The organism is Gracilibacillus sp. HCP3S3_G5_2 (genome assembly GCF_052063305.1).
Lineage (GTDB): Bacteria > Bacillota > Bacilli > Bacillales > Amphibacillaceae > Gracilibacillus.
Window position 1 is genome coordinate 1 of sequence record NZ_JBQHXU010000005.1, and the last position, 25,590, is coordinate 25,590.

The 25,590-nt window shown below is 36.7% G+C and carries 18 protein-coding genes; 6 read left to right on the plus strand and 12 right to left on the minus strand.

What is annotated here, in order from left to right:
* Positions 1-113 precede the first annotated feature (113 nt).
* From ACTNEP_RS08795 to ACTNEP_RS08820, 6 genes are all read right to left on the minus strand, one after another.
* Positions 114-1,064: a carbohydrate ABC transporter permease gene (locus ACTNEP_RS08795; RefSeq protein ID WP_441161504.1), complete on the minus strand. Its 951-nt coding sequence runs from the start codon at positions 1,062-1,064 to the stop codon at positions 114-116.
* A gap of 58 nt (positions 1,065-1,122) precedes the next feature.
* Positions 1,123-2,415 (minus strand): ABC transporter substrate-binding protein, encoded by a 1,293-nt coding sequence (locus ACTNEP_RS08800; RefSeq protein WP_441161505.1) that lies wholly within the window; start codon positions 2,413-2,415, stop codon positions 1,123-1,125.
* A gap of 542 nt (positions 2,416-2,957) precedes the next feature.
* Positions 2,958-4,130 (minus strand): MFS transporter, encoded by a 1,173-nt coding sequence (locus ACTNEP_RS08805; RefSeq protein ID WP_441161814.1) that lies wholly within the window; start codon positions 4,128-4,130, stop codon positions 2,958-2,960.
* A gap of 309 nt (positions 4,131-4,439) precedes the next feature.
* The gene (locus ACTNEP_RS08810; RefSeq protein ID WP_441161506.1) at positions 4,440-5,018 is read right to left on the minus strand and encodes a YdcF family protein; all 579 of its coding nucleotides are present in this window, start codon (positions 5,016-5,018) and stop codon (positions 4,440-4,442) included.
* A gap of 82 nt (positions 5,019-5,100) precedes the next feature.
* The gene (locus ACTNEP_RS08815; protein ID WP_441161816.1) at positions 5,101-6,063 is read right to left on the minus strand and encodes a D-2-hydroxyacid dehydrogenase; all 963 of its coding nucleotides are present in this window, start codon (positions 6,061-6,063) and stop codon (positions 5,101-5,103) included.
* 383 nt (positions 6,064-6,446) lie between these two features.
* Entirely contained in the window at positions 6,447-7,757 is a 1,311-nt protein-coding gene (locus tag ACTNEP_RS08820; protein ID WP_441161508.1) for an MFS transporter, read from the minus strand.
* Positions 7,758-8,557: 800 nt separating this feature from the next.
* Between ACTNEP_RS08820 and ACTNEP_RS08825 the strand changes: the two genes are divergently transcribed.
* The gene (locus tag ACTNEP_RS08825) at positions 8,558-8,878 is read left to right on the plus strand and encodes a helix-turn-helix domain-containing protein (protein WP_441161509.1); all 321 of its coding nucleotides are present in this window, start codon (positions 8,558-8,560) and stop codon (positions 8,876-8,878) included.
* 79 nt (positions 8,879-8,957) lie between these two features.
* Here ACTNEP_RS08825 and ACTNEP_RS08830 read toward each other — a convergent pair whose 3' ends face one another.
* The 3 genes from ACTNEP_RS08830 to ACTNEP_RS08840 all read right to left on the minus strand — a co-directional run bounded on the left by ACTNEP_RS08830 (position 8,958) and on the right by ACTNEP_RS08840 (position 15,710).
* Positions 8,958-9,710, minus strand: coding sequence for a helix-turn-helix domain-containing protein (locus ACTNEP_RS08830; protein ID WP_441161510.1), 753 nt, complete (start codon positions 9,708-9,710; stop codon positions 8,958-8,960).
* A gap of 868 nt (positions 9,711-10,578) precedes the next feature.
* The gene (locus ACTNEP_RS08835) at positions 10,579-12,243 is read right to left on the minus strand and encodes a hypothetical protein (RefSeq protein ID WP_441161511.1); all 1,665 of its coding nucleotides are present in this window, start codon (positions 12,241-12,243) and stop codon (positions 10,579-10,581) included.
* A 128-nt stretch (positions 12,244-12,371) separates the two neighbouring features.
* Positions 12,372-15,710: an adhesive domain-containing protein gene (locus ACTNEP_RS08840; protein WP_441161512.1), complete on the minus strand. Its 3,339-nt coding sequence runs from the start codon at positions 15,708-15,710 to the stop codon at positions 12,372-12,374.
* 303 nt (positions 15,711-16,013) lie between these two features.
* Here ACTNEP_RS08840 and sda point away from each other — a divergent pair, with 303 nt between their 5' ends.
* The 5 genes from sda (at position 16,014) to ACTNEP_RS08865 (ending at position 22,608) form a co-directional block, all read left to right on the plus strand.
* A complete protein-coding gene (sda, locus tag ACTNEP_RS08845; RefSeq protein WP_441161513.1) occupies positions 16,014-16,145 on the plus strand; it encodes a sporulation histidine kinase inhibitor Sda in 132 nt (43 codons plus the stop codon).
* A 622-nt stretch (positions 16,146-16,767) separates the two neighbouring features.
* The gene (licT, locus tag ACTNEP_RS08850) at positions 16,768-17,607 is read left to right on the plus strand and encodes a BglG family transcription antiterminator LicT (RefSeq protein ID WP_441161514.1); all 840 of its coding nucleotides are present in this window, start codon (positions 16,768-16,770) and stop codon (positions 17,605-17,607) included.
* Between the two features lie 126 nt (positions 17,608-17,733).
* The gene (locus ACTNEP_RS08855; RefSeq protein WP_441161515.1) at positions 17,734-19,596 is read left to right on the plus strand and encodes a beta-glucoside-specific PTS transporter subunit IIABC; all 1,863 of its coding nucleotides are present in this window, start codon (positions 17,734-17,736) and stop codon (positions 19,594-19,596) included.
* A 137-nt stretch (positions 19,597-19,733) separates the two neighbouring features.
* A complete protein-coding gene (locus tag ACTNEP_RS08860) occupies positions 19,734-21,155 on the plus strand; it encodes a glycoside hydrolase family 1 protein (protein ID WP_441161516.1) in 1,422 nt (473 codons plus the stop codon).
* Between the two features lie 13 nt (positions 21,156-21,168).
* Complete coding sequence (locus ACTNEP_RS08865; protein WP_441161517.1) at positions 21,169-22,608, plus strand: glycoside hydrolase family 1 protein; 1,440 nt, start codon at positions 21,169-21,171, stop codon at positions 22,606-22,608.
* 453 nt (positions 22,609-23,061) lie between these two features.
* Here ACTNEP_RS08865 and ACTNEP_RS08870 read toward each other — a convergent pair whose 3' ends face one another.
* From ACTNEP_RS08870 to ACTNEP_RS08880, 3 genes are all read right to left on the minus strand, one after another.
* Positions 23,062-23,793: a hypothetical protein gene (locus ACTNEP_RS08870; RefSeq protein WP_441161519.1), complete on the minus strand. Its 732-nt coding sequence runs from the start codon at positions 23,791-23,793 to the stop codon at positions 23,062-23,064.
* Positions 23,794-23,998: 205 nt separating this feature from the next.
* Positions 23,999-24,586 carry a class I SAM-dependent methyltransferase gene (locus ACTNEP_RS08875; protein ID WP_441161520.1) on the minus strand — a complete coding sequence of 196 codons (588 nt, stop codon included), beginning with the start codon at positions 24,584-24,586 and terminating at the stop codon, positions 23,999-24,001.
* A 23-nt stretch (positions 24,587-24,609) separates the two neighbouring features.
* A complete protein-coding gene (locus ACTNEP_RS08880) occupies positions 24,610-25,521 on the minus strand; it encodes an NAD(P)/FAD-dependent oxidoreductase (protein WP_441161521.1) in 912 nt (303 codons plus the stop codon).
* Positions 25,522-25,590: the final 69 nt, after the last annotated feature.

A 25,590-nucleotide genomic window follows, 5' to 3' on the forward strand; every position in this document is an offset into this window, starting at 1 on the left:
GGTCATTGTTTCGTGACGTGACACTCTCTATACTACCAAGGAGGGCTTTTTTTGTGTAACTCCAAATAACCTCATCTAGGGTCAATTTTTCTTATTACAGGAATGCTCCTTTTTTATTTACCTTGGTAATGAACCCACCGCTTAGATGAACCGAAAATGACAGCTGTTAACAGCATGATAACGATAAATAAAATCCATGCCATTGCTGACGCATACCCCATCTTGAAATATTTAAAAGCATTGTCATACAAATACATCACATAAAAGGTTAGCGAGTTATCAGGTGTTCCCTGACCTTGTGTCATTGTATATGGCAAGGTAAATTGTTGGAAAGCCCCTATAGCACCCATTACCAAATTAAAGAAAATAACAGGTGTTAATAGTGGCAATGTTACTTTATAGGTTTTCTGCAACCAGCTTGCACCATCCACTTCGGCAGCCTCATATAATTCCTGAGGAATATCTCCGAGACCTGCTAAATAAATAATTACAGGCTGTCCAATTGCCCATAAAGACATCAATATTAAGGAAGGCTTAGACCATGTCACACTGCCTAACCAATTAGGTCCTGTAATACCAATTACGTCTAATACACCATTTACTAAACCAAATCCAGGATTTAAAAGCCACATCCACAATACTGCTAATGCTACGTGAGGAACTAAGGTTGGCAGAAAAAAAATAGTCCGATAAACCGCCATACCTTTCACTCTCATATTCAACATCATTGCTAATGCAACACCAATGATAATACTTAAAGGCACAAAATAAACAGCAAAATAAATTGTATTATAAATAGATTTCCAAAATAGTCCATCACTCATTAATTGCTTGTAATTAGCTAAACCAACGAATTCGCCAGGACTTAATATGCTGTATGTAGTAAAGCTAAAATAAATAGAAGAAAAGAGTGGGAACGCATAAAATAGAATTAAACCTATTACCCATGGCGAAGCAAATAACCAACCATTAATAGATGATTTGCTGATTTTAGATCTCTTCATAGGAACTTCCAAACTATCCTGTACTAAAGACTGATCAGATTCCTCCATCTTTATCTTCATTTGGACTACCTCCCTTATTTAAGAGATAAAGGAGAAGTGTTACCTTCTCCTTTAGTAACTATTCTTTTAACGCATCTGTAACTTGCTGGGTTACATTTTCTAAATTCTCTTTCGGTGTGCCATTTCCACGGGTTGAGGCTTCCACCGCATCTGCTAATGCATTCCAATAAAGGGAACCTTCTGTCATTACTGGACGAGAATGAGACTCAGGTAAGATATTAATAAATGCAGCAAAAATTGGATCCTCGTTATAGCCTAATGATTCATTAACAGATTCGATAACGGAGAAGTCCCTACTTGTTTCACTGAAAATCCTTTGACCTTCTTCACTTCCAAAGAATTTTAAGAATTCCCAAGCACCTTCTTGATTGTTTGCGCCTTTTGGTATAACCACGGACCATCCACCAGACCATGTCTTGAAATTGTCCCCAGTAGGAGTGGGAATTGGCGTCACACCATAGTTTAAATCTGGAGCAAATTTCTCTAAAGCTGCTACACCAAAGTTACCATCAATTTTCATACTAATTTGACCTGATACAAATGGATCCATGGCACCTGATCCTTGAGAATCTGTGAAACCTGCAATATCTTCAACACCATACTTTTGACCAAACTCTGTCATCCACTCCAGTGCTTCCACATTTTTGGGATGATCTGCAGTTACTTCCATTGTTTCTGGATCATAGAAATCCCCTCCAAATGACCAACCCCAGCTATAAAACCAACCTTGCCCAAACCAGGGAATAAAACCAATTCTTTCAAAACGATTCCCTTCTTTTATCGTTAATTTTTCTGCAGCTTCTTCCAGTTCAGCAATCGTTTTAGGAGGATTTTCTGGATCTAAACCTACTTCTTCAAAATGATCTTTATTATAAAAAAGCAATCGCGAATCGGTGGTTGTTGGAATTGCATACAAATCTCCTTCATAACTAACTTCTTCCCAAGCAAAATCATAATAATTTTCTTGACTTATCCCATCTTGTTCAGCTAGTTCTGTCAGTGGTTCTAAAGATCCCTGAGCAGCCCATGCAGCTACTTCAAATCGGTCAAAATAGGCAACATCAGGAGGATTTCCACCGGCAATGGCTGTTAATAATTTCTCATTTTGGCCCTCACCCTGATTCGCTACATAAGTTGCTTCAATGTTAATATCTGGGTTTTGCTTCTCAAATTCTTCTATAACGTATTCCACCGCCTCACCAGAGGTATCTGTCATAGAATGCCAGAATTCCACAGTGTTTTCATTACTAACACTCCCGCCACTTTCATCATCTGAAGAACAAGCAACTAAAGCCATCACAACCACTAAACAGATACTAAACATTAACTTATTTAAAATTGAATTGCTCATTTTTACCCCCCTATTTTTATGATTATTGAAGTAGAGCTAACCAAAACCAATCTCCCTCCTTCCAAAATATGTATACAATAACATATGTTATATCATTTTAATTCTTTATCATGTAACCGCTATCATCAATTATACATAATCTACCATATGTGTCAATGATATATTTATATGTTTTTATAATAAATAATATATATTCTATCAAAAAACCGTATGAATAGCTATAAATAAACTAATGAAATTATCATAAAGATTTACCACTTCATTCAAACACCATGCTTTTATATATAAAAAAATAAAATGATATATCTTTAATATATAAATATGTCATTTATTCAGAGATATGCAGTCTCTCATAGAATAATAGAAATTTTTTTTCGATAGTCTGTTTAAACAGAAAAAGTTATAAGCGAATTAATACTTGTGCAAGTTCGGAGCTACAATCGAAAAGGAAAGATTTCAGCACACAAAAATAGCTGTTGAGAAATACACTCTCAACAGCCTAAAACTTCCGATTATCTTTATTTCCCAACTTAAAACGTCTATTAAACCGCTTCTTGTTTCCTAACTTTCTTATCTTTCACCAACAAAGATACATATAGTATAATCGCGATCACAATGGATATAGCACCTGTAACATAAATGTAGTTGTAACCTAACATCGATGCAATAAAACCAAAGCCTATCGCACCAACTCCTACACCTAAGTCAAAGAAGGAAAAGAAAGTTGCATTTGCCATTCCTTTTCGGTTAGCTGGTGATTGATTGACCGCCCATGCCTGAAGTGCTGGTTGAACCGTACCAAATCCTAAACCATACAAAGCCCCAGCAACATATAAAACAAAAGAATTTGGCAGCCATGCTAATAATACCATTGCCACCAATATCATCAACGTACCAGGAATAAACACGACAATGTGCCCTTTTCGATCATACAATTGCCCAGCGAAGGCTCTTGTGATCATTAAGAAAATTGCATAAATAAAAAAATAAATCTCAATTCCTGCAATTCCTTCCTGCTCTGTATACAATGGTAAAAAGGAAGCAATTCCACCAAAACAGAACGTTATAAAGAATAACAACAGCGATGGTCGTAATGCGCTTTTCTCCAACACATCAAATCTCGGAGGAACCACTTTTTTCGCCTCAGGATCCACAGGCTTGTACGTAATCTGGCTCGACAACATTAATGCTACTATCCCTAATGACGCACAAATTAAAAACAATGTTGTAAATGAGATGTAACCATATAACGTGAGACCTAATGCCGGTCCGATTGCAAGAGCAATATTACCCGAAAGACCGAAATAACCCATTCCTTCACCACGTCTGCTCTCTGGAATCAAGTCCGTCGCAATAGTACCAGTAGCGGTTGTAGAAAATCCCCAGCCTAATCCCTGAACACAACGCATAATAAACAAAAAGACAATACTTGTAATAAACGCATAGGATCCAATAGAAATAACAAATATTCCAAGACCAATCATGTATACAAATTGTCTTCCTCTAGACTCCAACGCATGACCTGCAGTTGGTCGTAAAAGTAACGCCGAAAATGTAAAAATTCCTGTAATAATGCCAATAAACTGATCACTGCCACCCAATTCTTGGACAAACAACGGTATGGTCGGTAAGGTCATCTGAAAACCTAAAAAGATAAAAAAATTTGCCATACAAATTAAGGCAAAATCCTTTGTCCAAATCTTCTCTTTTTTCATCTGCGATTGACTCACAAGTAAGGACTCCTTTATTTCGATAGTCGAAATATATTATAACGCAAGATACACTTCGATAAAAACATTATGCACCTTCCTGGCGTATATTCATTTGATTTTTTGTAGACACTGGGATATGTAAACATCAAAAAGAGGGTTGTGCAAATATGTGGTGGATTGTCGGCGGTTTACTGTCGTTAATTACATGTATGTTATACTGCTGCCTAGTTGTAGCAGGTCAGTATGATAAAGAAATGGAAAAGTATTTAAAAGGAAAGTAGCGTCTAGAGCGCGACTTCCCTTTTTTTACTTTTATAGCCGGAAAAGCTCCCAAACAAATTTTAATACTTCACTCGCTCCATGCTTTCGCGATTCATGGTCCTTCCACCAATCCCATTCATAAACGTCTTCCCGGACAGGGACAGAAATGACTTCGATATTTTCATCTTTTAATGTTTTGGAAAAAATCCATTTCGCCCGTGCGGAGTGATATTTATTGGTTACGACAATCAAGGTGTCGACGTCCAACTGCCGTAGCAAGGGAATCGATAGTTCTGCTTCTTCTCTCGTACTCGTCACTTCTTTAAAAGAATAAATAGCATCCTCAGGGACATCCAATTCTATTAGATGTTCCGTCATAATTTCAGATGAGTAGGTTTCCCATCCAACAAGTGCCCCGGTGACAATAATGGTATCACTCCATCCCTCATGATAGAGCTTAGCTGCCTCGCTTTCTCGCTCTCCTTTTCCACCACTTAATACTAAAATCGCATCTGCTTTTTTCGGTTGTTGTTCTAATACGATGATTTTATGTAGATTGATCAAGACTATTATGCAAACTAGCAGTAAAAATAAAGGTAATGAAAGAAACAAGGCTTTTCTCCAATCCATCCAGTCACCTCCGCTCTAAAGACGAATCTGCTATTCTAGCTTATCATCCGCACATATGAAATTCCAGCGGCAGGTTGGCTATTTAATATCCCTTGTCGTAATCTACAACATTTACATTCGGTGTACCATTAGCGAGGTAATGTCTGATATTTGGAATAAATATATCACGTACTACACGCTGGTCATAATGTTCTGTTGCTCCTGCACTATGTGGTGTAACAATAACATTATCCATCTCCCATAATGGGCTTTCTACTGGTAACGGTTCCGTCGCAAACACATCAAGACCTGCCCCTGCAATCTCCTCATTTTCCAAAGCATGAATAAGCTCATCTTCGTTCACAATTGGACCTCTTCCAATGTTAATCACAAAAGCGCTATTTTTCATTTGACGAAATGCATCTTTCCCAAACATGCCAGTTGTCTCTTCTGTCAGTGGGAGTGTGATCACGACAAAGTCACATTGAGGTAAAAAGTCAGCCAATTGATCAGGAGTGTACATGTCATCAACATATTCTGCCGGCTTACCAGAATGACGGACTCCGAGAACTTTCATGCCAAAGGCCTTGGCAATTTTTGCCGTTTCTTGGCCAATAGCGCCAACACCTAAAATGCCAATTGTCTTACCATGAATTTCTAGCTTCAATCCCGCATCGTGCCAGGTTTTCTCTTGCTGTTGGCGTACATATGCATGGATTTTTCGAGTTAATCCAAGCATAAGAGCAAAAATTGTTTCAGAAATCGGATAAGCATGCACACCGGTAGCACTCGTCACTATTACATCTTTTTGCTGTAAAGCATCAAGTGGAAGGCTGTTTACCCCTGCACTCCATGTTTGAATCCACTTTAGGCGTTCATTCTTTTTAAGCAAAATCGGAGCAACTGCCCTTTTCCAGTGCAGTACTACTTCTGCCTGAGCCAATTCGTCCTTGATCTTCTCCGTATCTTTGTTTGCGATTACCTCCCAATCCGGTATTTCCTGCTGAATTTCCTTGAGCAAAATATCATCTAAATCCAAGTTAATAACTAATGTCCTTGACATAATAAAAATCCCCCTTCATTAACTAGGTATTAACGCTGCTCTGTATTTTTCCAATGTTTATTTGTAGTTTATCATTTTTTCACTAATAATCCATTGGAAAAAAGATTAAATTCGCCCCTGATTTTTATAAAAATTAGCATCCATTTGATTGTTGGGCATCTTTGTTTATGCTTTCCTAATAAGAAAGAAAAACCGGGTATCCACCCGGTTACTGGCATATTAAACCTCGAATTGCAAAGGATTTGTAGATTACATCTATTTATTCAACAAATCTTTTCTCTCTCTTCTTGAATTTGTTCATTATATCTGTTTTTTCAACAAAACTTTGCTTGCACCCAGAAGATTTGTTGATTATCCTCAAACAATCGATACTAACTTCTAGCATGTCATTGGCTAGAGATGGAAGATAAATGTGAATTTGCCTGCTCCCCATATCGTTCTTCTTCAATCTGTTCTAAAGTTTTCCCCCGTGTTTTTGGTGTGAGCGCAACACCGATCACCATATGAATGATCAAAAATCCTATCATCACAACTCCTGCAATCGCAAAGCTGAGCGTATCCATAATAATTGGTAAAATGAAAGACCAAATAGCAATACCGGTGCGTACAATAAAATACATAAAACCTTGAGCCGTTGCGCGATAACGGGTAATAAATAGCTCACTCGTCCATAATGCATAGAACGCTTGTGCACCAATCCCTGCTGCTGATCCCCATATCACCACAAAGGAGATTAAAGAAATCCAATTCATCGGCATGAAAGTTAAAATCAACCAAGCCACGATTCCCATGACAGCGCCTAAACCAAATAAGAATCTTTGACTTATCTTATCTGCCAATTTCATGAAACCAAAGAATGTTGTCAAAACCGTAAACATCCACAAAAAGGCTTGAAGTAAATTCGCTTGCCCATTCGTTAAACCACCAACATTCTCATAAATATAAGGCATGAAATATCCCATTGCTCCGGCAGTTAAGTTCCAGAACAAATAGATACCGATTAATAAAAAGAGAGCTTGACGATTTACTTTTAAAGAAAAGAGGTCTTTCAATGAGCTCTGTACTAATTTTTGTCCTTTGCGTTCCTGTTTTTTCTTCTCATTATCTTCAGACCAAATCTTCGACTCTGGTAATCCTCGTCTTAAATACCATGTTACAAATGCTACAACAAACAAGTGAAAAAAGATGAGACGCGAACCAAGTAATCCTAATGGCTCTAAGAGAACAGCTAAGAAAAAGGTAATCATTGGACCAATTGACCATGCCAATTGCGCCGCTCCCACTCGTGCTGCTCTTTGCTTAGAGGGTGCTTCCTCTGCAATATATGTCCAAGATACTGGTACTGCTACACCAACTGCTACCCCAGTAATGATGGTACCTATCAATAACATAGGAAAATTTACTGATGCCATGATCAGCAAAACACCAAACATATATACAAGTAAATCATAGTTAAAAACTATTTTTCTGCCAAATTTGTCTGTAATATAACCACCTAATAGCGCACCGACTGCTGCTCCTAGCGCATTCGCACTTAAAGCGCTTAACAAGCCGACACCAATACTGTCAATTCCTAGATATGCTTGCCAAAGTGTAAGACTGCTGGCAGCTGCGATAATTGCTCCAGCCTCGATATAATTTGCCATTGCAATAGCAATCGTTGCTTTCCAACCAGTTGTCACTTTTCCTTTCCCCATCAAAGAACCCCTCCGTTGTATTCGTTTTCATATTTGCATTTCATTAGGGATTAGTCACCGCTAATAACTAGGTGAATAATTATCGATCAATTGAGCCATCTCTAATCATGCTGTTGATCCTCCTAAGTCTCTATGTGATTTTAATATGTTCTTCACTTTATAAAATTAACACCCATATTTTTGGTAATGCTTTCATCTGAATATTACAAAAAAACAAAGGGAAAGTCAATATTATTAAAGAAAAATAAAAACAAAACAAACAATGTTATTTTGTTTTGTTTTTGAAAAAGGAAAAGATAAAAGAATTTTTCCCTCTTTTTAATTTCAAGAATATGTTACTAGCTGAAATAGATGTATATAGTTTTCATATTACTAGCCAAAATATCTATTAAGTTTTACAATATAGGTAAATAGAATTAATACTAAAGTGATAATACACCTCATTTTACAAATAAGCTTTTGCACATTATCCTTCTCCTTCATATCGTAGTATTTGGTGTCTTTTTTATGGGAGATTTAATTAACTGCTCGAAGTAAGCATGTATGTTTATACCAATGAAGGGAGTTGATCATTCTACTTACACGTTAGGAAAATAAGCTATCAGGGTAAAGTGTAATTATATAAAACCGGAGATTAACTTAATTCTTCCCATTAATGGGTGAAGTATATCTCTCAGTTAATAGGGGATAATTTAGTAAACATATAATTTATTTTAAGGAGTAGTATGTTATGAACAATTTTTATCGTGATATGTCCAATCTATATAAGCACTATAATAAAACAGAGAAAAGGGATAATGATGAATGAATTAAAAATCGGAGAACGACTAAGATTATTAAGAAAGTCCTTAAAGCTAACAACAAAGGAAGTTGCAGATCGAGTAAACGTTTCTCAATCGTATATCAGCCAATTCGAAAATAATCATGCCGTGCCTGATGTAGATATGCTATACAAGATATTAAAAGCACTTGATACAGACTTAGCAACTTTTTTTTCTTATACCGAAGAAGATTATCATATTTCAGAGGATTTAGTTCAACTTATTGAAATTAGTAAAAAATTAACACCTGAAGAAAGAGTTAAGTTAACAGAATTTCTTTCATTATTGAAAAAAAAATGAATAGAAGTAACCGTTCATTGGCCAACGAATGGTTACTCCCGCTATCATAAAAGGTGATAATCAAGTATTTTGCTTTTATTCAAATACAACGTTTTCGGTATTCCTTAGGTGTACATCCAACAATTTTCTTAAATTGAACAGTGAAATAACTTTGACTTTCAAATCCGCATAAATGAGCTATTTCGACAAACAAGTAATCCGAATGTTTGATAAGATGTTTCGCTTTTTTTATACGCTCTTCTAAGATGTATTGTTGAATATTTTTATTTGTTTCACGTTTAAATAAAGCGGATAAATAATTTGGATGGCGGCCACAATGTAAGGCCAAATCCTCCAACGCAATTTGTTGAGATAAATGTTCTTGAACATAATTAACAATCATCAATGATGGTTTGCTCAACCCTTTCACTTTATTTTGTTTTATCTTCCTAAAAATAAGTAATATTACTTTTAATTCAAGTTCAACCAATATTTCTTTGTTTATTGGAGCTTGCCGATTCTCTATTTCTCGCACTATCTTTTCTTTTAATACAGCCATTTCTTGTGGGTTACAACCTGCTTCTACTGCTGCTAGCGTTAAATTGGCTACTAAGACTATTAAATTATTTTTCACACATCTATTTTTCGATTGTGCCAATTTTTGAAAGAATTTCTCCCGATATTTTTTATAAAATTCTACTGAGCCCCAATCTCCATTTCTAAATAGCGTCAAAAACTCTACTTCTTTAGAAAAAGAATGACTTATATTACTTTCAGACAGTAAATACTCTTGCCGCAGGTTATTGTTTACTGATAGATATTTTAGATTAAAACTATCATTTATATCCTTCATTTAAGCAATCCCTTCTACTTGATGTTCTATAAGTCGCCTACACTCTATCAAATGACTTTTTAGATAGTAATGATAAAATATAATGGTTTATTTCTTCATTTCTAGTACGAAAGGAGTGACGCCTTACAAAGAAACTTCCTATTACTATTGGATATACCATATACATAGCTAATGTTAGAAAGAAATAGCTATTAACATATGAACTCTTCCGTAATCAGGGTGCTTTCTAGTAACAATTGCTTATGGAATTCAAATAATTTAATGGCTCTTTTAATAAAAATTCAAAAGTTGGATTTCTTCTTATAGAGTATGCTTCAAATTGAATAAATGGTACTAGCATGGCACAGCATATTGCACCAATTGATAACCCGATAAAAAAGGCTAAATACCATAGATAAATTATCCAGTTGGTTTGACCTGTTTTGTTCAGAATGTAGAGGAACTAGTGAGGATATGATAAATACGTGCCTTATCTATTTCTTTTATGATTCGTTTACCATTATCTAATCCTCCTGAATATAATGCATACAGACTTCTTTTATCACAAAAGTAACCTATTGTATCAAATATTATGACTTCAGTTATACTTGATTCACGTATTTAATATGTAAAATCTAGTAGACACCTCCTTGTAATCTTCAATTTGGAATAATTTCTTTATAATTGCAGAGCCTAATGCATATAAATCTAGTACTTTTGTCAAATTATCCCGAATAAGGATGTAATTATATATAAATATATAGTATTTATGGATAATTTTATGACAAATAGTAATAATATGTCAAATAATAATTACTATTTGTTATATTTAATCATGATTAAAGCCTTTCTCATCTTACTTAAGGCCTATTTAACTGTAATAAGATCATCATCCTTGATGAAAGGTTTTATAATATGCTATATACCCCGATAAATTATGCTCTACGTCATCAATACGAGCTCGAAATGAATGGTGACGAATAAAATATCCCCCTGATATTCGGTCGGGTTTCTTGTAGTACATAGCTAGTTCCGGATAAAAATAACCATTTCTTTGATACTCAGCGCGTTTGTGTATAGTATCAAGAAGCTTTTGTTCATTGAAATTTTTTAATAGGTGATCAGACTCTAATTGTTTAATTCTGTTTATCATCTGATATGCTGCTAGAGTCAATTCTAAAAAAGTTGGAAATGTAGTAATACGGTGATAAATGAAATCCAACCTATCATTCACATTTTTCAGACCAAATTCAAAATATTTATCCTCTGGACAATATTTAGTTAATTCATTTGTACAATAACTTAACCAGTGGTCATGATATTTCCAATAGTTATTCTCGAGAAAATAATCAAAAGCCTTTTTCACCATTTTTAAATACTGCTCATTTTCAGTGTGTTGATAGAGTCGCATTAATGCAAATGCTGCTTCTCCATCATAGTAAACAATCCGGTGTTTATCTTTAATGTCCAGGGTAGGAAAGTTCAATACATGATCAAAGGAGCCATCTTTATTTTGCATCCTTTTAATACCTGCAGCCAATTTTTCTGCCATTTTAATATGACGATCATCTTGAAACACGTCAGTGAATTTAGTAATAGCTAAAATTGCTGCAGCATTTCCACCTAGTTTTATCTCAACACCACCTGGAACTTTTTCCAACAGAAACGCTTCTGTATCAGTCTTGCTCGTATCTACACAATTATTAAGTAGGTACTGTAAGCCTCTTATAATTGCTAGTTTCAATTCTTTTGTTGGAAACAATTCATATGTCTCACACATAGAGTAAAGCGTACTGGCATGGCGTAATGTATTATAGTGTTGAATTTCTTTATCAAAACAAGAAAAATACCCATATATAAATACACCTGACTGTTTTGAGAGACGAACTAAATAGTCTCGTCCGCCTTTAATCAGCTCCTCTAGTTCCTTCTTATCTAATGGGGTTAATCGCCTTCCGTTATTCCATTCATCCATGTGTAGCTCATGGCAGTTTTCCCCTTCGATTATATATCCCTTAGTCATAAAGGTATAAATAGACTTCACCTCTGAAAAACTTAACGCTTTTAAATTTGGTCTGTATTTTTTTATGTAAAATTGGAGATTTCTCTCGTCGATATAGCCCCGTTTACTTTTGGGGTCAATTCGGATAATGGCGTTTCCGTTCAATTCCTGTTCTATAAAAGCATACTGAAATTGATTGTCAAAGCTAATTCCATATCTAAAATAATTTTTTTTCGTTTTTGTAATAGATTCTGCAAATTCTATATTATTTTCCTTTTTAATGTGCTTGACTATATCCACTTTCAAAAGTGACGGTTCCCTTGATTTAGCTTGAACATATGTGAAACCTTTGCGCTGAAGTGCTTTCCATGTATTCTGGAAAGAAGTATTTTTTTCCACTAAAACAGAAGCACGTTCACCCTTGTAGCCAATCGATAAAAACAGAATGGTATCTTCTAATTCGTGTAAATCCTCTTTCTCTAGGATAAACTGATATAATTGTTCCATCTGTATGTTGTATTGATTTTTTACATTAGCTTTCAATTTTACCATTATACTTTTCCTCCCTTTTCAGATGAATGTGACTTATATCGTCTAAGAAGCTTTCCTAAATAGTTATATACCATAGTTTTAAAGCAGGGGAGCAAATGCACCAAAGCATTTGCTCCCTAGCTCTTTAATTATGATTGTTTGCGACGTCCAAATATTCTAGCAGCAATACCTGCTAATAGAGCACCAAGTCCTCCTGCAAAGTAAGCCCATGTATTGGTAGCTGTATCTGGAAGTTTGTTACCCCCTGATCCATCACCTTTTGATACAGAAGAGCCTCCTTTGGAAGAACCGCTTTCTACCTCTAGATTGGTATCAGTATCGTCATCCGCTTCAGCGTCTGCGTCGGCATCTGCATCTGCATCTGCATCACCATCAGTAGGATCTTCTGGTACAATAACTGATTCTAGATCATTTACATTTCCAGCTTCATCTACTGCAATGATAGTCAGTATGTCTCCTACTTCAACAGCATCGGCTGAAACAAGGAGTGTATATTTACCAATTTCAGCATCGTAAGCAACCTCAGCAAGAGTTACTATTTCTCCATCACTATTTTCAATATAAATGTCAGCCAATTGCTCACTAGTTTCAAATGAAATTTTATAACCAGTTTGACTGTCACCTTCGATAGTAATATTCTCTATTACTGGTACTTCTATTTCTGGTTCAGTCGGGTCATCACTTCCATCCGATACTGTTACAAATACGGACTCACCTTGATTTCCATCTTCATTTACTTGATATAATTCTACAATCGTACCTGCTAACAAAGGTTCATCTAATTCAAGGGTAAATGGTGTACCATCGTTTGGAATTACTGTAGCAAATGTCTGGAAATCGGGATCTACCACTTCAACTTTACCAATTATTTCGCCATCAACTACCGCATAAATAGTTGCTCCCTCTAATCCAACACCGGTAATAACATCATCACCATCATAGATGTCATTCACCTCTGGAGCAGCTGGATAAATATCGATATCCGCATCCGCGTCGGCATCGGCGTCTGCATCCGCATCTGCATCTGCATCGGCGTCAGCATCCGCATCAGCGTCGGCATCTGCATCGGCGTCGGCATCCGCGTCGGCATCCGCGTCGGCATCCGCATCCGCATCCGCATCAGCGTCCGCATCGGCGTCTGCGTCGGCATCCGCATCAGCGTCCGCATCGGCGTCAGCGTCAGCATCCGCATCCGCATCCGCATCGGCATCCGCATCGGCATCGGCATCGGCGTCAGCGTCAGCGTCAGCGTCAGCATCCGCATCGGCATCGGCGTCTGCGTCGGCATCAGCATCAGCGTCCGCATCGGCGTCTGCGTCGGCATCCGCATCAGCGTCCGCATCGGCGTCAGCATCTGCATCTGCATCTGCATCAGCGTCCGCATCTGCATCAGCGTCGGCGTCGGCATCAGCATCAGCGTCCGCATCTGCATCAGCATCCGCATCGGCATCGGCGTCGGCATCCGCATCCGCATCGGCATCCGCATCCGCATCCGCATCGGCATCGGCATCCGCATCGGCATCCGCGTCGGCATCTGCATCCGCATCGGCGTCGGCATCCGCATCCGCGTCGGCATCGGCATCGGCGTCAGCATCCGCATCCGCATCGGCATCCGCATCGGCATCGGCGTCTGCATCGGCATCAGCGTCAGCATCCGCGTCCGCATCGGCGTCAGCGTCTGCATCGGCATCCGCATCGGCATCGGCATCCGCGTCGGCATCAGCGTCTGCATCGGCGTCAGCGTCCGCATCGGCATCCGCATCGGCATCGGCGTCGGCATCCGCATCCGCATCGGCATCGGCGTCTGCGTCCGCATCGGCATCGGCGTCCGCATCTGCATCCGCATCGGCATCCGCATCAGCGTCCGCATCGGCATCCGCATCTGCATCGGCATCGGCATCGGCATCGGCATCGGCGTCAGCATCCGCATCAGCGTCGGCATCAGCGTCGGCATCAGCGTCGGCATCAGCATCGGCGTCAGCATCCGCATCGGCATCGGCATCGGCGTCAGCATCAGCGTCGGCATCAGCATCGGCGTCAGCATCCGCATCGGCATCGGCATCGGCGTCAGCATCGGCATCTGCATCGGCGTCTGTATCATCAGGATCTTCAGGTAGAATAACAGTGATTGGATCACTTTCATTCTCCGCTTCATCTCTAGCAATAATTACTAGTTCATCACCAATCTCAACTGCATCTGCAGGCACGCTTAATGTAAATGTTCCATCTTCTTCAATAGCAACTGTACCTATTTCATTTCCGTCTGTGTCATATACTGTTACTGTATCTCCTATTTCACCTTCTCCAGACACAACATACCCATCCGTACTGTTTCCATCAATTTCTACAGATCTAACTTCTGGAACTGTTACATCTTCATTAAATGTGATAGTATCGGAATCCTCTAAACTACTTAATAATGCTGTATCAATAACTGAATCACTAATTCCTGCACCATATATAGTAACATCACCGTTGCTAATTCCAGTAGGTTTTGCAATAGTTGCTGATACATTAACTGTTGTAGTACCTAATACTTGAGCACTAGCCAAATCATTAGCAATGTTTACAGTACCATCTGCTAAACCATTTGCCAAATTACTAACTAAAGAAATCGCTTCCTCTTTGAAAGGATCTACTACTATTGTGATTAATTGATTTAAAATGGTACCTACTAATGGAGCGTCTGATGTTACACTAATATTATCGATAGCAGTTAATACGTCTTGTATTGCTGCATTTACTATGTCTTGTACTGCAGTTTCTAAATGATTGCCTAAACCATCAGAGAAAGACACAACAATTGTGCCATCTTCATTCACTGTTGCAGTCACTTGATCCTGATAGTTTAATAGATCTGCTAATGCATTGTTTAGGTTATTGAGATTTTCAATAGCATTACTTAATTCGGCTACTCCATTAACTTCAATAAGACCTGAGAATGGTCCACCACTTACGAAACTATCAATTTCTTCAAGTAACGAAGACGTTAAACTAGTTAGTACCCCAGTTAATCCACCGATAGCATCATCTAATAGAGGTAAATCATCCATTGTTAACGGTAAAACTTCAACAGAAACATCTGCATAATCCTCAACAGTTAGCAAGCCTGCTAATTCTTCTGCATAAAATATAACTGTGCGTTCAGGTCCAATAACTTCAGCATTTATGCCTGTACCAGTAAGTCCTAAATCCAACGTATAATCATCAGCGTTTTCTATTAATTCAGCTGTAACTTCAACATCAGATAATAATTGGACTTCAGCTAAACTAGCAGCATGCACTTCTGATTGAGAGCTTGAAAAATATTTTCCTAAGTACCCATCAATCGTTACCGGTGTTGTAGAAGCTATAAGTACAGCAACTGCAGAAGTAGCAATCATTTTTTTGGTGCTAGACATTCTTTGTCGGTGACGATTATTCATTTTTTTACAAAAATCAATATTCTTTTTACCTTTTGGACGCATCGCTTTTCCTCCTTAAGTAATTTAGATTATGGGTATTTCTTTCTCCTCCCTGTAATTTTTCTTACTTTTAAATAACCCATATCTAAATACTAAAGGGACAATTAATTAGTTAATTTCATTTTTTTAACATTTTTTTAAGTATATTAATACAAATTGAATTTTCTGATTATTTTTTATTTATTTCTACAAAAAATGCAGGTATATTTTTTATAGTAGTACTTTTTAATTATAGTTTCGACATTTTCAGTTAATTGTGGTTGAGATAGAACGACGATAAAAGATAAAACAACAGGAGGAATTGTAATGAGTATGAATATTCTTACAAATGAAATGTTAATTGAACTTTATTATGCCGCAAAAAAGCATAAAGTTAATAAGGAATTTATTAAATTATTAGAAGTTGAACTGAGTAATAGACGAATAAGAATTGATTGAAAAGCTTAATAACATTTTCTATTTCCGTATCAAGGTTCATAAGTAAATTCACCTTAATTTGTTCTCCTTTCTCATTTTATAAATAATGGTTTCCTACACAAATACAATTTAACTTGTCCAAGTTGAATCATGGCTGGATTTTCTTTATCCAGATAGAAAAGGCGATAGCGTTAGTTAAAAAAGCCTAATTAATGATCTCGCTAGATTGCTGGTGTCGAAACGATAACATGGTGACTTAACTGGTGCTAACTCATTGCTTGGCATAGTACTTCAATATGCCTCCTAAGATTCAAATCCTTCTTCTTCTATTCTGAGGGATTAATTAGCACAAATAAATAGCTTCCATTTTGTTTAACCTGTCCAATCACCTTTCAGTGCAATTTATAATGTGAATAAAAAATAATTGACGAAATGAGTCTAATATATTACAATGCTAATTAAGAAAACGTTTTTATTACAATTTAATTATTTCAGGGTGTTACTGAAAAGGCATAACCTGAGTTACTTTTTATTTCGACAAGGTAAAAATCCTTGGAGGGTAAATAGTAGTCTCAGGTTTTTTATTTTGAATAATTTATCTTAAGTGCACTTAACCTAAGGTCACCGCTGAAGGAGTGATTACATGAAACTAAAAAAATCATTAAACAATAATGTTGTCTTGGCCAAGACAGATAAGCATCAAGAAGTGGTTGTTTTTGGAAAAGGTATCTCCTTTAACCTAAAACCAGGTGATGAAATCGATTCAAATAAAATCAGTAAGATTTTCACATTACAAACGAGAGATTTATCCATGCAAATGGCAAACCTATTAAAGGAAGTGCCAGTAGAATATGTGGAAATTGCGCAAAACATTATTGCCTATGCAAGAGAGAAATTAAATATCATGATTAGTGATTATACTTTACTAACGTTAACTGATCATATTAACTTTGCTATTTCCAGATATAAAAAAGGCGAGGAAATACGAAATGTTTTGTTATGGGAGGCTAAGAAATTCTATAAGGCTGAGTTTGAAGTTGGCCTAAAAGCCCTTGAAATAATCAAAGAAAAAACTGGCATAATCTTTAATGAAGATGAGGCTGGATTTATTGCTATGCACCTTGTCAATACCCAAATTGAAGGCAATGAAATTAATAAGACAATTAAGATTACCAAAATCGTCCAAGATATTTTAGGCATTATTAAATATCATTTTAAAATGGAATTTAACGAAGATTCCTGGAATTACGGTAGACTTGTGACACATCTAAAATTTTTTGCTCAAAGAATTTTAGCAAAGGACCGTATGGATAACGATGATGACTTATTCTCACAAGTAAGACAGAAATATCCAGAGGCATTTGCTTGTGTGAAGAAAATCGAAACATATGTATTAAATGGTTATAACAGACAAATCGCTGATGCTGAAATGGTTTATTTAGTGCTACACATCTCTCGTGTTACAAGTCGTGGAAACAATTAAATAGAACAGGGTGTTACCTTAGGGGCATAACCTGTGGTGGTAAAAGATGACCATGTGTAAATGTACATTCATCTTTTACTCCCTCGGTTATGCCTTTTTCATTTTATAAGCTTAGGAGGAAATAATATGGCTGATTATCGTCAATTAGCAGAAGCTATCGTCCAAGGTGTCGGTGGTGAAGAAAATATTGAAAGCCTTTATCATTGTATGACTAGACTTCGATTTAAATTAAAAAATGGAAATAAGTTTAATCAGAGTGAATTAGAGCAATTAGATGGGGTAGTTTCTGCCTTAATAAGTAATGGGCAGTATCAAATCGTAATCGGTAATGCCGTAAAAGAAGTTCATGATACGATTATGAGCTCTTATCAGATTAAAAGTGAGGGCTCTTCCAAACAGAAGGAAGAAGGTAAAAAAGGGAACATTATTGCCAAATTATTTAATGTCATGTCTAGTATTATTACACCAATTGTTCCAGTATTAGCTGGTTCCGGTATGTTAAAAGCCTTACTGGTTATTTTTACTACCTATTTTGGAATGTCGGAAGAAGGCAGTACCTATTTAATCTTAAACGCAGCTTCCAATGCTGTTTTCTACTTCTTCCCGCTCGCTTTAGCAGTTTCCGCTGCAAAAACCTTTGGAGTTAATACGTTTGTAGCCTTGGCAATTATGGCTGCATTATTAGAGCCGAATTTCACTGGGTTAATGAATGAAGTAGGCGACATTGTTGATTTTGCAGGTCTGCCAATCGTTTTAATGGAATATAACGGCCAAATAATTCCCGCAATTTTAGCCATTTGGTTATTCTCTTATTTGGAACGCTTTTTAAACAAATATATACCTTCAGTTATACAAATGTTTGCTGTTCCAATGATTTCATTGTTAATCATGGTTCCTTTAACTGCAGGGATTATTGGACCATTTGGTGTATATACAGGTAATGCAATAGCCGATTTTATTGATTTCATGAGTAGTACAAGTGGCATGTTAACAGGTGCCATAATTGGAGCAGGATGGACATTTCTTGTTATGTTTGGTATTCACTGGGGAATTGTTCCGGCAATGCTTCAAAACCTTAGTACCACAGGGTATGATACGATTCGTCCGCCAGTTGCTGCTGCAACCTTTGCCCAAGCTGGTGTGGCCTTCGGGGTTTTCTTGAAAGCAAAAGATAAAAAATTAAAAAGCTTAGCAATTTCATCTTTAGCACCGGCACTTTTAGCTGGTATAACTGAACCAATCGTCTATGGATTATCAGTCAAATATAAACGACCAATGATTGCCGCAGTCATTGGGGGAACCATAGGTGGTGGTTTTGCCGGAGCGATGAATACTACTGTAATGGCATATGTATTCCCAGCATTAACAACATTGCCAGCATTTATGACAGATACTTTTGGATTCTATATTATTAGTATCTCACTTGCCTTTATCATTACTGCTGTTCTCACCTATATTCTAGGATTTGATGAAGGTGGAACAAAAGAAACGAAACAAACTACTTCATCCAAAGAACAAAAGATAGAGGTAAGTCGTTCAACTGTTCTAGCACCGATTACTGGGGAAGTCGTTCCATTAAATCAAGTAAAAGATCAAGCATTTTCAACAGAAGCAATGGGGAAAGGTATTGCTATCATTCCTGCAGATGGAAAGGTTTATGCACCAGTCTCAGGTGAAGTAACAACATTGTTCCATACCAAGCATGCTATTGGTCTAACCTCAGACGAAAAAACGGAAGTGCTTATTCATGTCGGTCTTGATACGGTCAAATTAGATGGAGAATTTTTTAAAGCACACGTAAAGCAAAACGATCATGTAGAACAAGGACAATTACTATTAGAATTTGATATAAAGGCTATTGAAAAAGCCGGATATGACATCACTACACCGATAGTCATTACGAACAGTGGAGATTACACTGATGTCATCGAGACAGATAAAACATCCATCAACAGCAAAGAAGTTTTATTAACTACTGTTTCTTTATAGTTCTAAAAAAATGGTTATACGGATTCCTACTATATTAGTATGAATCCGTTCCATATTTATAAAGTAAGACGATAAACAGTGGGGTTTTTTGCCCCCACTGATCGATCATTAGTGAAACTAAAAAGGTGGGGAACGAGATGAGCAAAGCTATTAATAATCAGTTTCCAGACGATTTTTTATGGGGAGGTGCTATTGCTGCTAACCAAGCGGAGGGCGCATGGAATCTAGATGGCAAAGGAACAGCGATTAGTGATGTTATTAGGGAAGGAATTGTAGGTGGTACTTTTGACGGTGAAGTATTAGATAATCATTTTTATCCTAGTCATGAAGCGATTGACTTCTATCACCGCTACAAAGAAGATATTGCACTATTTGCCGAAGCTGGATTAAAATGCTTCCGAACATCTATCGCTTGGTCACGAATTTTTCCAAATGGTGATGATGAACAACCTAATGAAGCTGGGCTGCAATTTTATGATGATCTATTTGATGAATTATTAAAGCATGATATTGAACCTGTTATCACTATTTCACATTTTGAAATGCCTTTACACCTAATTACAGAATATGGTGGCTGGACTAACAGAAAATTAATTGGCTTTTATGAAAAGTACGCTAAAACTATTTTCAATAGATATAAAATGAAAGTGAAATATTGGATGAATTTTAATGAAATCAACCATTTCCATACAATCCCCCTAGCAGCTGGAGGAATTCTAATAAAAAATGAAGAAACGAAACTACAAGATATCTATCAAGCATCTCACCATGTCTTTGTTGCAAGTGCTAAAGCAAAAAAATTACTAAAAGAAATTAGCCCTGAAGCCAAGATGGGTGCCATGCTCTCATTAAGTCCCATTTATCCGCACACATGTGATCCGGATACCATATTTGAATCCTATCAATTAAGAAGGCGTTCCTTATTTTATTCAGATGTGATGATTCGCGGACAATATCCTGCCTATGTCAATCGCATCTGGCGAGAACATGATATCGATGTAAAGATGGAATCTGATGACTTACCAATCATCAAAGAGCATACCGTTGACTATTTAGGTTTCAGTTATTATCGCAGTTCCACTCATCTTGCTGGAATGCCTATTTTAGGAAACACTGGTGGCATTATTGGTAAAGATAATCCTTATTTAGAAAAAACCGAATGGGGATGGCCAATTGACCCAAAAGGTCTGAGATATGTTTGTAACGAGATATATGACCGTTATCAAATACCTTTGTTTATTGTAGAAAATGGCTATGGCGGACTAGATACAATCAATGATAATGGAGAAATTATCGATGAAGAGAGAATCGACTATATAAAAAAGCACTTACTACAAGTTCATGAAGCAATCCAAGATGGATGTGAGGTTATAGGCTATACTTGGTGGGGACCGATTGATATCGTAAGTGCGGGTACAGGCGAAATGAAGAAACGTTATGGTTTTATCCATGTCGATAAAGATAATGATGGTAATGGCACCTTAAATCGAACGAAGAAGAAAAGCTTTGAATGGTATAAACAAGTAATTAAAACAAATGGTAAAATCTTATTTGAATAAAGGAGAAGATAATATGGAACATCGAACTAAGTCAGCATTTCCTAATAACTTTCTATGGGGAGCTGCTTCTGCCGCATATCAAGTAGAAGGTGCTTGGAATGAAGATGGCAAAGGGCCTTCTGTTTGGGATATTTTTGTCAGAAAAGAAGGTACCACATATAAAGGAACGAACGGTAATGTCGCTGTCGATCATTATCATCGTTATAAAGAAGACGTTCGTTTGATGGCCGAGCAAGGATTAAAAACTTACCGCTTTTCGATTGCATGGAGCCGTATTTATCCAACTGGGAATGGTGAAGTGAACGAAAAAGGGTTACAGTTTTATGATAATTTGATCGATGAATTGATAAAGTACGACATTGAACCGATGATTACTTTATATCATTGGGATATTCCCCAAGCATTAATGGATCAATACGGAGGATGGGAATCAAGACAAATTATCGAAGACTTTGATCATTATGCGGTAACACTGTTTAAACGCTATGGTGATCGTGTTAAATACTGGATATCTCTTAATGAACAAAATTATTTTGTCAGTTACGGGTATGAAACTGCCTTACACCCACCTGCAGTGAAAGACCGTAAGCGAATGTATGAGGCTAATCATATTGCTAACCTTGCAAATGCGAAGGTTATACAATCTTTTAGAAAATGGGTACCAGATGGTAAGATAGGTCCTAGCTTTGCTTATAAGCCATACTATCCTATCGATTCCAAGCCTGAGAATATCCTTGCTTTCGAAAACAGTGAGGATCTAAACAACTATTTTTGGATGGATATCTATGCTTGGGGCCAGTATCCTATCACCGCATGGAGATACCTAGAAGAAAATAATTTAGCACCAACTATTTATGACGGTGATTTTGAACTATTAAAATCTGCTAAGCCTGATTTTATGGGCGTAAACTATTATCGAACAACAACCGTAGAAAAAAATCCACTTGTAGGTGGAGTAGACATCGGTGTAAAAAATACAACTGGTAAGAAAGGATCTTCTAAGGACTCTGGAGTGCCTGGAATGTTTAAGACAACTCCTAACCCGCATTTAGAAGCGACAAACTGGGATTGGGAGATTGATCCACAAGGATTACGGATAGGCTTACGCAGAATTGCCACACGTTATCAGCTACCAGTCCTTATTACAGAAAACGGACTTGGTGAATTTGATCAATTAGAAGAAGGGAAGATTGTCAATGACGATTACCGAATTGATTATTTAAAATCACATATCCAAGCTATACAAGACGCCATTTCAGATGGTGTAGAGGTTCTTGGTTACTGTGCATGGTCATTTACAGATCTGTTGAGCTGGTTAAACGGATATCAAAAACGCTATGGTTTTGTTTATGTTGATAGAGAAGAAGACGATGAAAAAGATCTGGAAAGAATTAAAAAGAAAAGTTATTACTGGTATAAAGAAGTCATTAAATCTAATGGCGAATTTCTGTAATGATTAGTGGCACTATTTTATAACAAAAAGGACACCAAATTTCGTTTTTGGTGTCCTTTTTATCTACCTAGTACTTGCTGATTTAACGGCATTTGATGATTTGGCTCCATTGGAAGATATGTTTATTATCCTTTTTTATTATACAAATCTTTCTGTTTCCTTCTTGGATTTGTTGATTATCTCGTTTTATTCAACAAATCACTCCGCTTCCCTCAAGGATTTGTTGATTATCTTCTTTTATTATACAAATCCGCCTGCTCACCCATTCGATTTGTCGATTATCTCCATTTATTCAACAAACCACTCCGCTTCCGTCTTAGATTTGTCGATTATCTTAATAGATAATGTCTACCTTTTTCATTAAGTACATAAAGTAAATTTATGATTAGTAGGGGCGTTGAGCACCATAATAAAAAAAGCAAGAGAAAAATCTCCTGCTTTTACCGCGACCTATTAAAATGTAGAAATATCAAATCCGTTTAAGAAGTATGTCACAACGATTAATATTAATAGATATCCTGCAATCGTCCAGTACAGGTCAAATCTAGGTTGCTTCAGATGAACAAAGTAAAGATAGATATGAATAACACCGTATAGCATTAATGCAAATACGTAGGTAATCACAAATATATCTACCATTAAAAATCCGAAAAATAGAATTACCAAGCAAAAGACAAGCGCAAAAGGAATATTGACGATCGCATATTTTGTCAGCAATTCCTTGTGCTCCATTTTTCTATTACCGGTATAAAGTAACAACAGGTAGACAGAAAAATAACCGATAGCAAAAGTAGTAATCCAAGAGAAAATACTCCTGATCATAAACATGAAGCCAATATCAGAAAACATACTTAAAAGTCCATCAAAGCCAAATCTGTAAAAAAGGAAGGTACAAATACCTATTAATAATGATAAAACTAGTAAAATTAATGCACTTGTTTGAATGTTGATTGTTCTACTACTTGAGCTCACAATTGCATGTGGCCTTAAGATCGCATCCTTCAAAATACCTTTTGTCTCTTTTACACTTTCTCCAAAATCGAAGTTTATCGATGAGTTGTCTTTCTTCTTTTTCTCAGTTGAAACGGCTACAGCCTCTCCCGTTTCCTGTTCTACTATTACCTCTTCGTTTATTTCTTCTGTCTGATCTTTTTGCTCCGGTTCTTGAGTATGATTATTTTCCACTTCTTCACCTCTTCATTCAAATTTCTTATCAAAATAAAACCTACCATTAATAGGTAATAACTTCAATAGGTCTTTTCCACCATTTAGTATAAAAGGGAATAGCTAGCCATTTTCCCAATAATGGTCTATTCTGTTTGAATAAAAAACTTACCACAGATCAGATAGATCAAATATGTGGTAAGTCTTATTGTGTTCGTTCATACGCCTATTCATTTTTTGCTATGATAATGTATAGATCATCAGTAGGATGTAGTTTTTTCGTTTCGCGAAAGCCCGCACTCGTTATTTCCTGCTCCATGACTGATGACGAAATTCTAGGATGGTTTACATTGCCTTCCTTCTTTTCAAATTCCACACATACGAAAAATCCTTCAGATTTGAGAACCCTTTTTATTTGATTTAATGCAGTAGACAAATCCTTCAGCTCATGTAAAACAATCGATGCTAATACCATGTCAATCGAGTTATCATTTATCGGCATATCCTCGATCCTGCCTTTCAATGTTTTAACATTTGGTATCTTTTCTTTTGCTACCTTGGAACTTATTAAATCTAACATTTTAGCATCTATATCTAATGCATACACTAAACCATCATGAACGATTTTAGCGGCCGGGATCGTAATATACCCAGTGCCTGCTCCTACATCTAAGATATGATCATCCTTATTAATAGGGAGCATGCGAAGTAGCTGTTCAGGTGGTATATCTCCTCTTTTATTCGGATTATCAAGAAATTCCACTTTTTTGGCGAAATGTAGCATTCCATCAGGACCATACTGATCTTTATTCATATAAACTAACCTCCTTATTATAGTTAAAGAAATGACTGTTCAAAATCTTCATTTATTAAATCAAATACTACCCCACTAGCAACTTTACTTCCCTCACTAGCTGCAACAATTAATTGAGGGAGGGTGAAGGTAGTATCTCCACTTGCATAGAGCCCATCAATATTTGTACGGCCAAAATCGTCTGTTTCAATTCCACCTATCTTATTCATGGTACATCCTAGCGTTTCAGCTAAGGAAGATGCTTGTTCTAGTTTTCCAGCGACAAAACCTCCTTCTCTTTCTATTTCTTTCCCATTTGCAAACGTCACTTTTTGCAAGTGACCATTTTCACCATGTAAGGCTTCTATTTCGTCTTCCATGATCTTGATTTTTTTCTTTGTAAGTATTTCCTTCTCCTCTTTAGAAAAGGGCGTTCTCCCATTTGTACAAACAACTAGGTCTTTACTCCAGTTAGAAACCATTTTGGTTAAATGCCTAGCACGATCACTATCTGCAATTACAACTAGACGGCGATCTTTTAATTCCCACCCATCACAAAATGGACAAATGAATAAGCTCGTTCCGTAAAAGTCGTGAATTCCTGCGATATCTGGTAATACATCCTTGAGACCAGTAGCTAAAATAACCTTTCTTGCATGATAAATCTTCCTGTCATCTATTTCAATCATAAAAGTTCCATTGTCTTTTCTTAAATTTATCACACGCTGATTTTCTATTGATAGATTTGCGTATTTTTTTAAATCTTGCTTAGCCAATTGTTTAAATTCTGAAGGTTTGATACCATCTCTCGTGATAAAACCATGAGATTCCTGGGTAACTGCATTTCTAGGTTTATTATCATCAAATAAAATCACATTCTTTTTAGCTCTCGCAAGTACTAAAGCAGCGTTAAGTCCTGAAGGCCCTCCACCGATAACGACACAATCTACTAACATATTAGTTTTCCTCCTTTAAAATTAAATACATTAAAGACTCATAATATCCATAATTAAGGTAAAAAAATA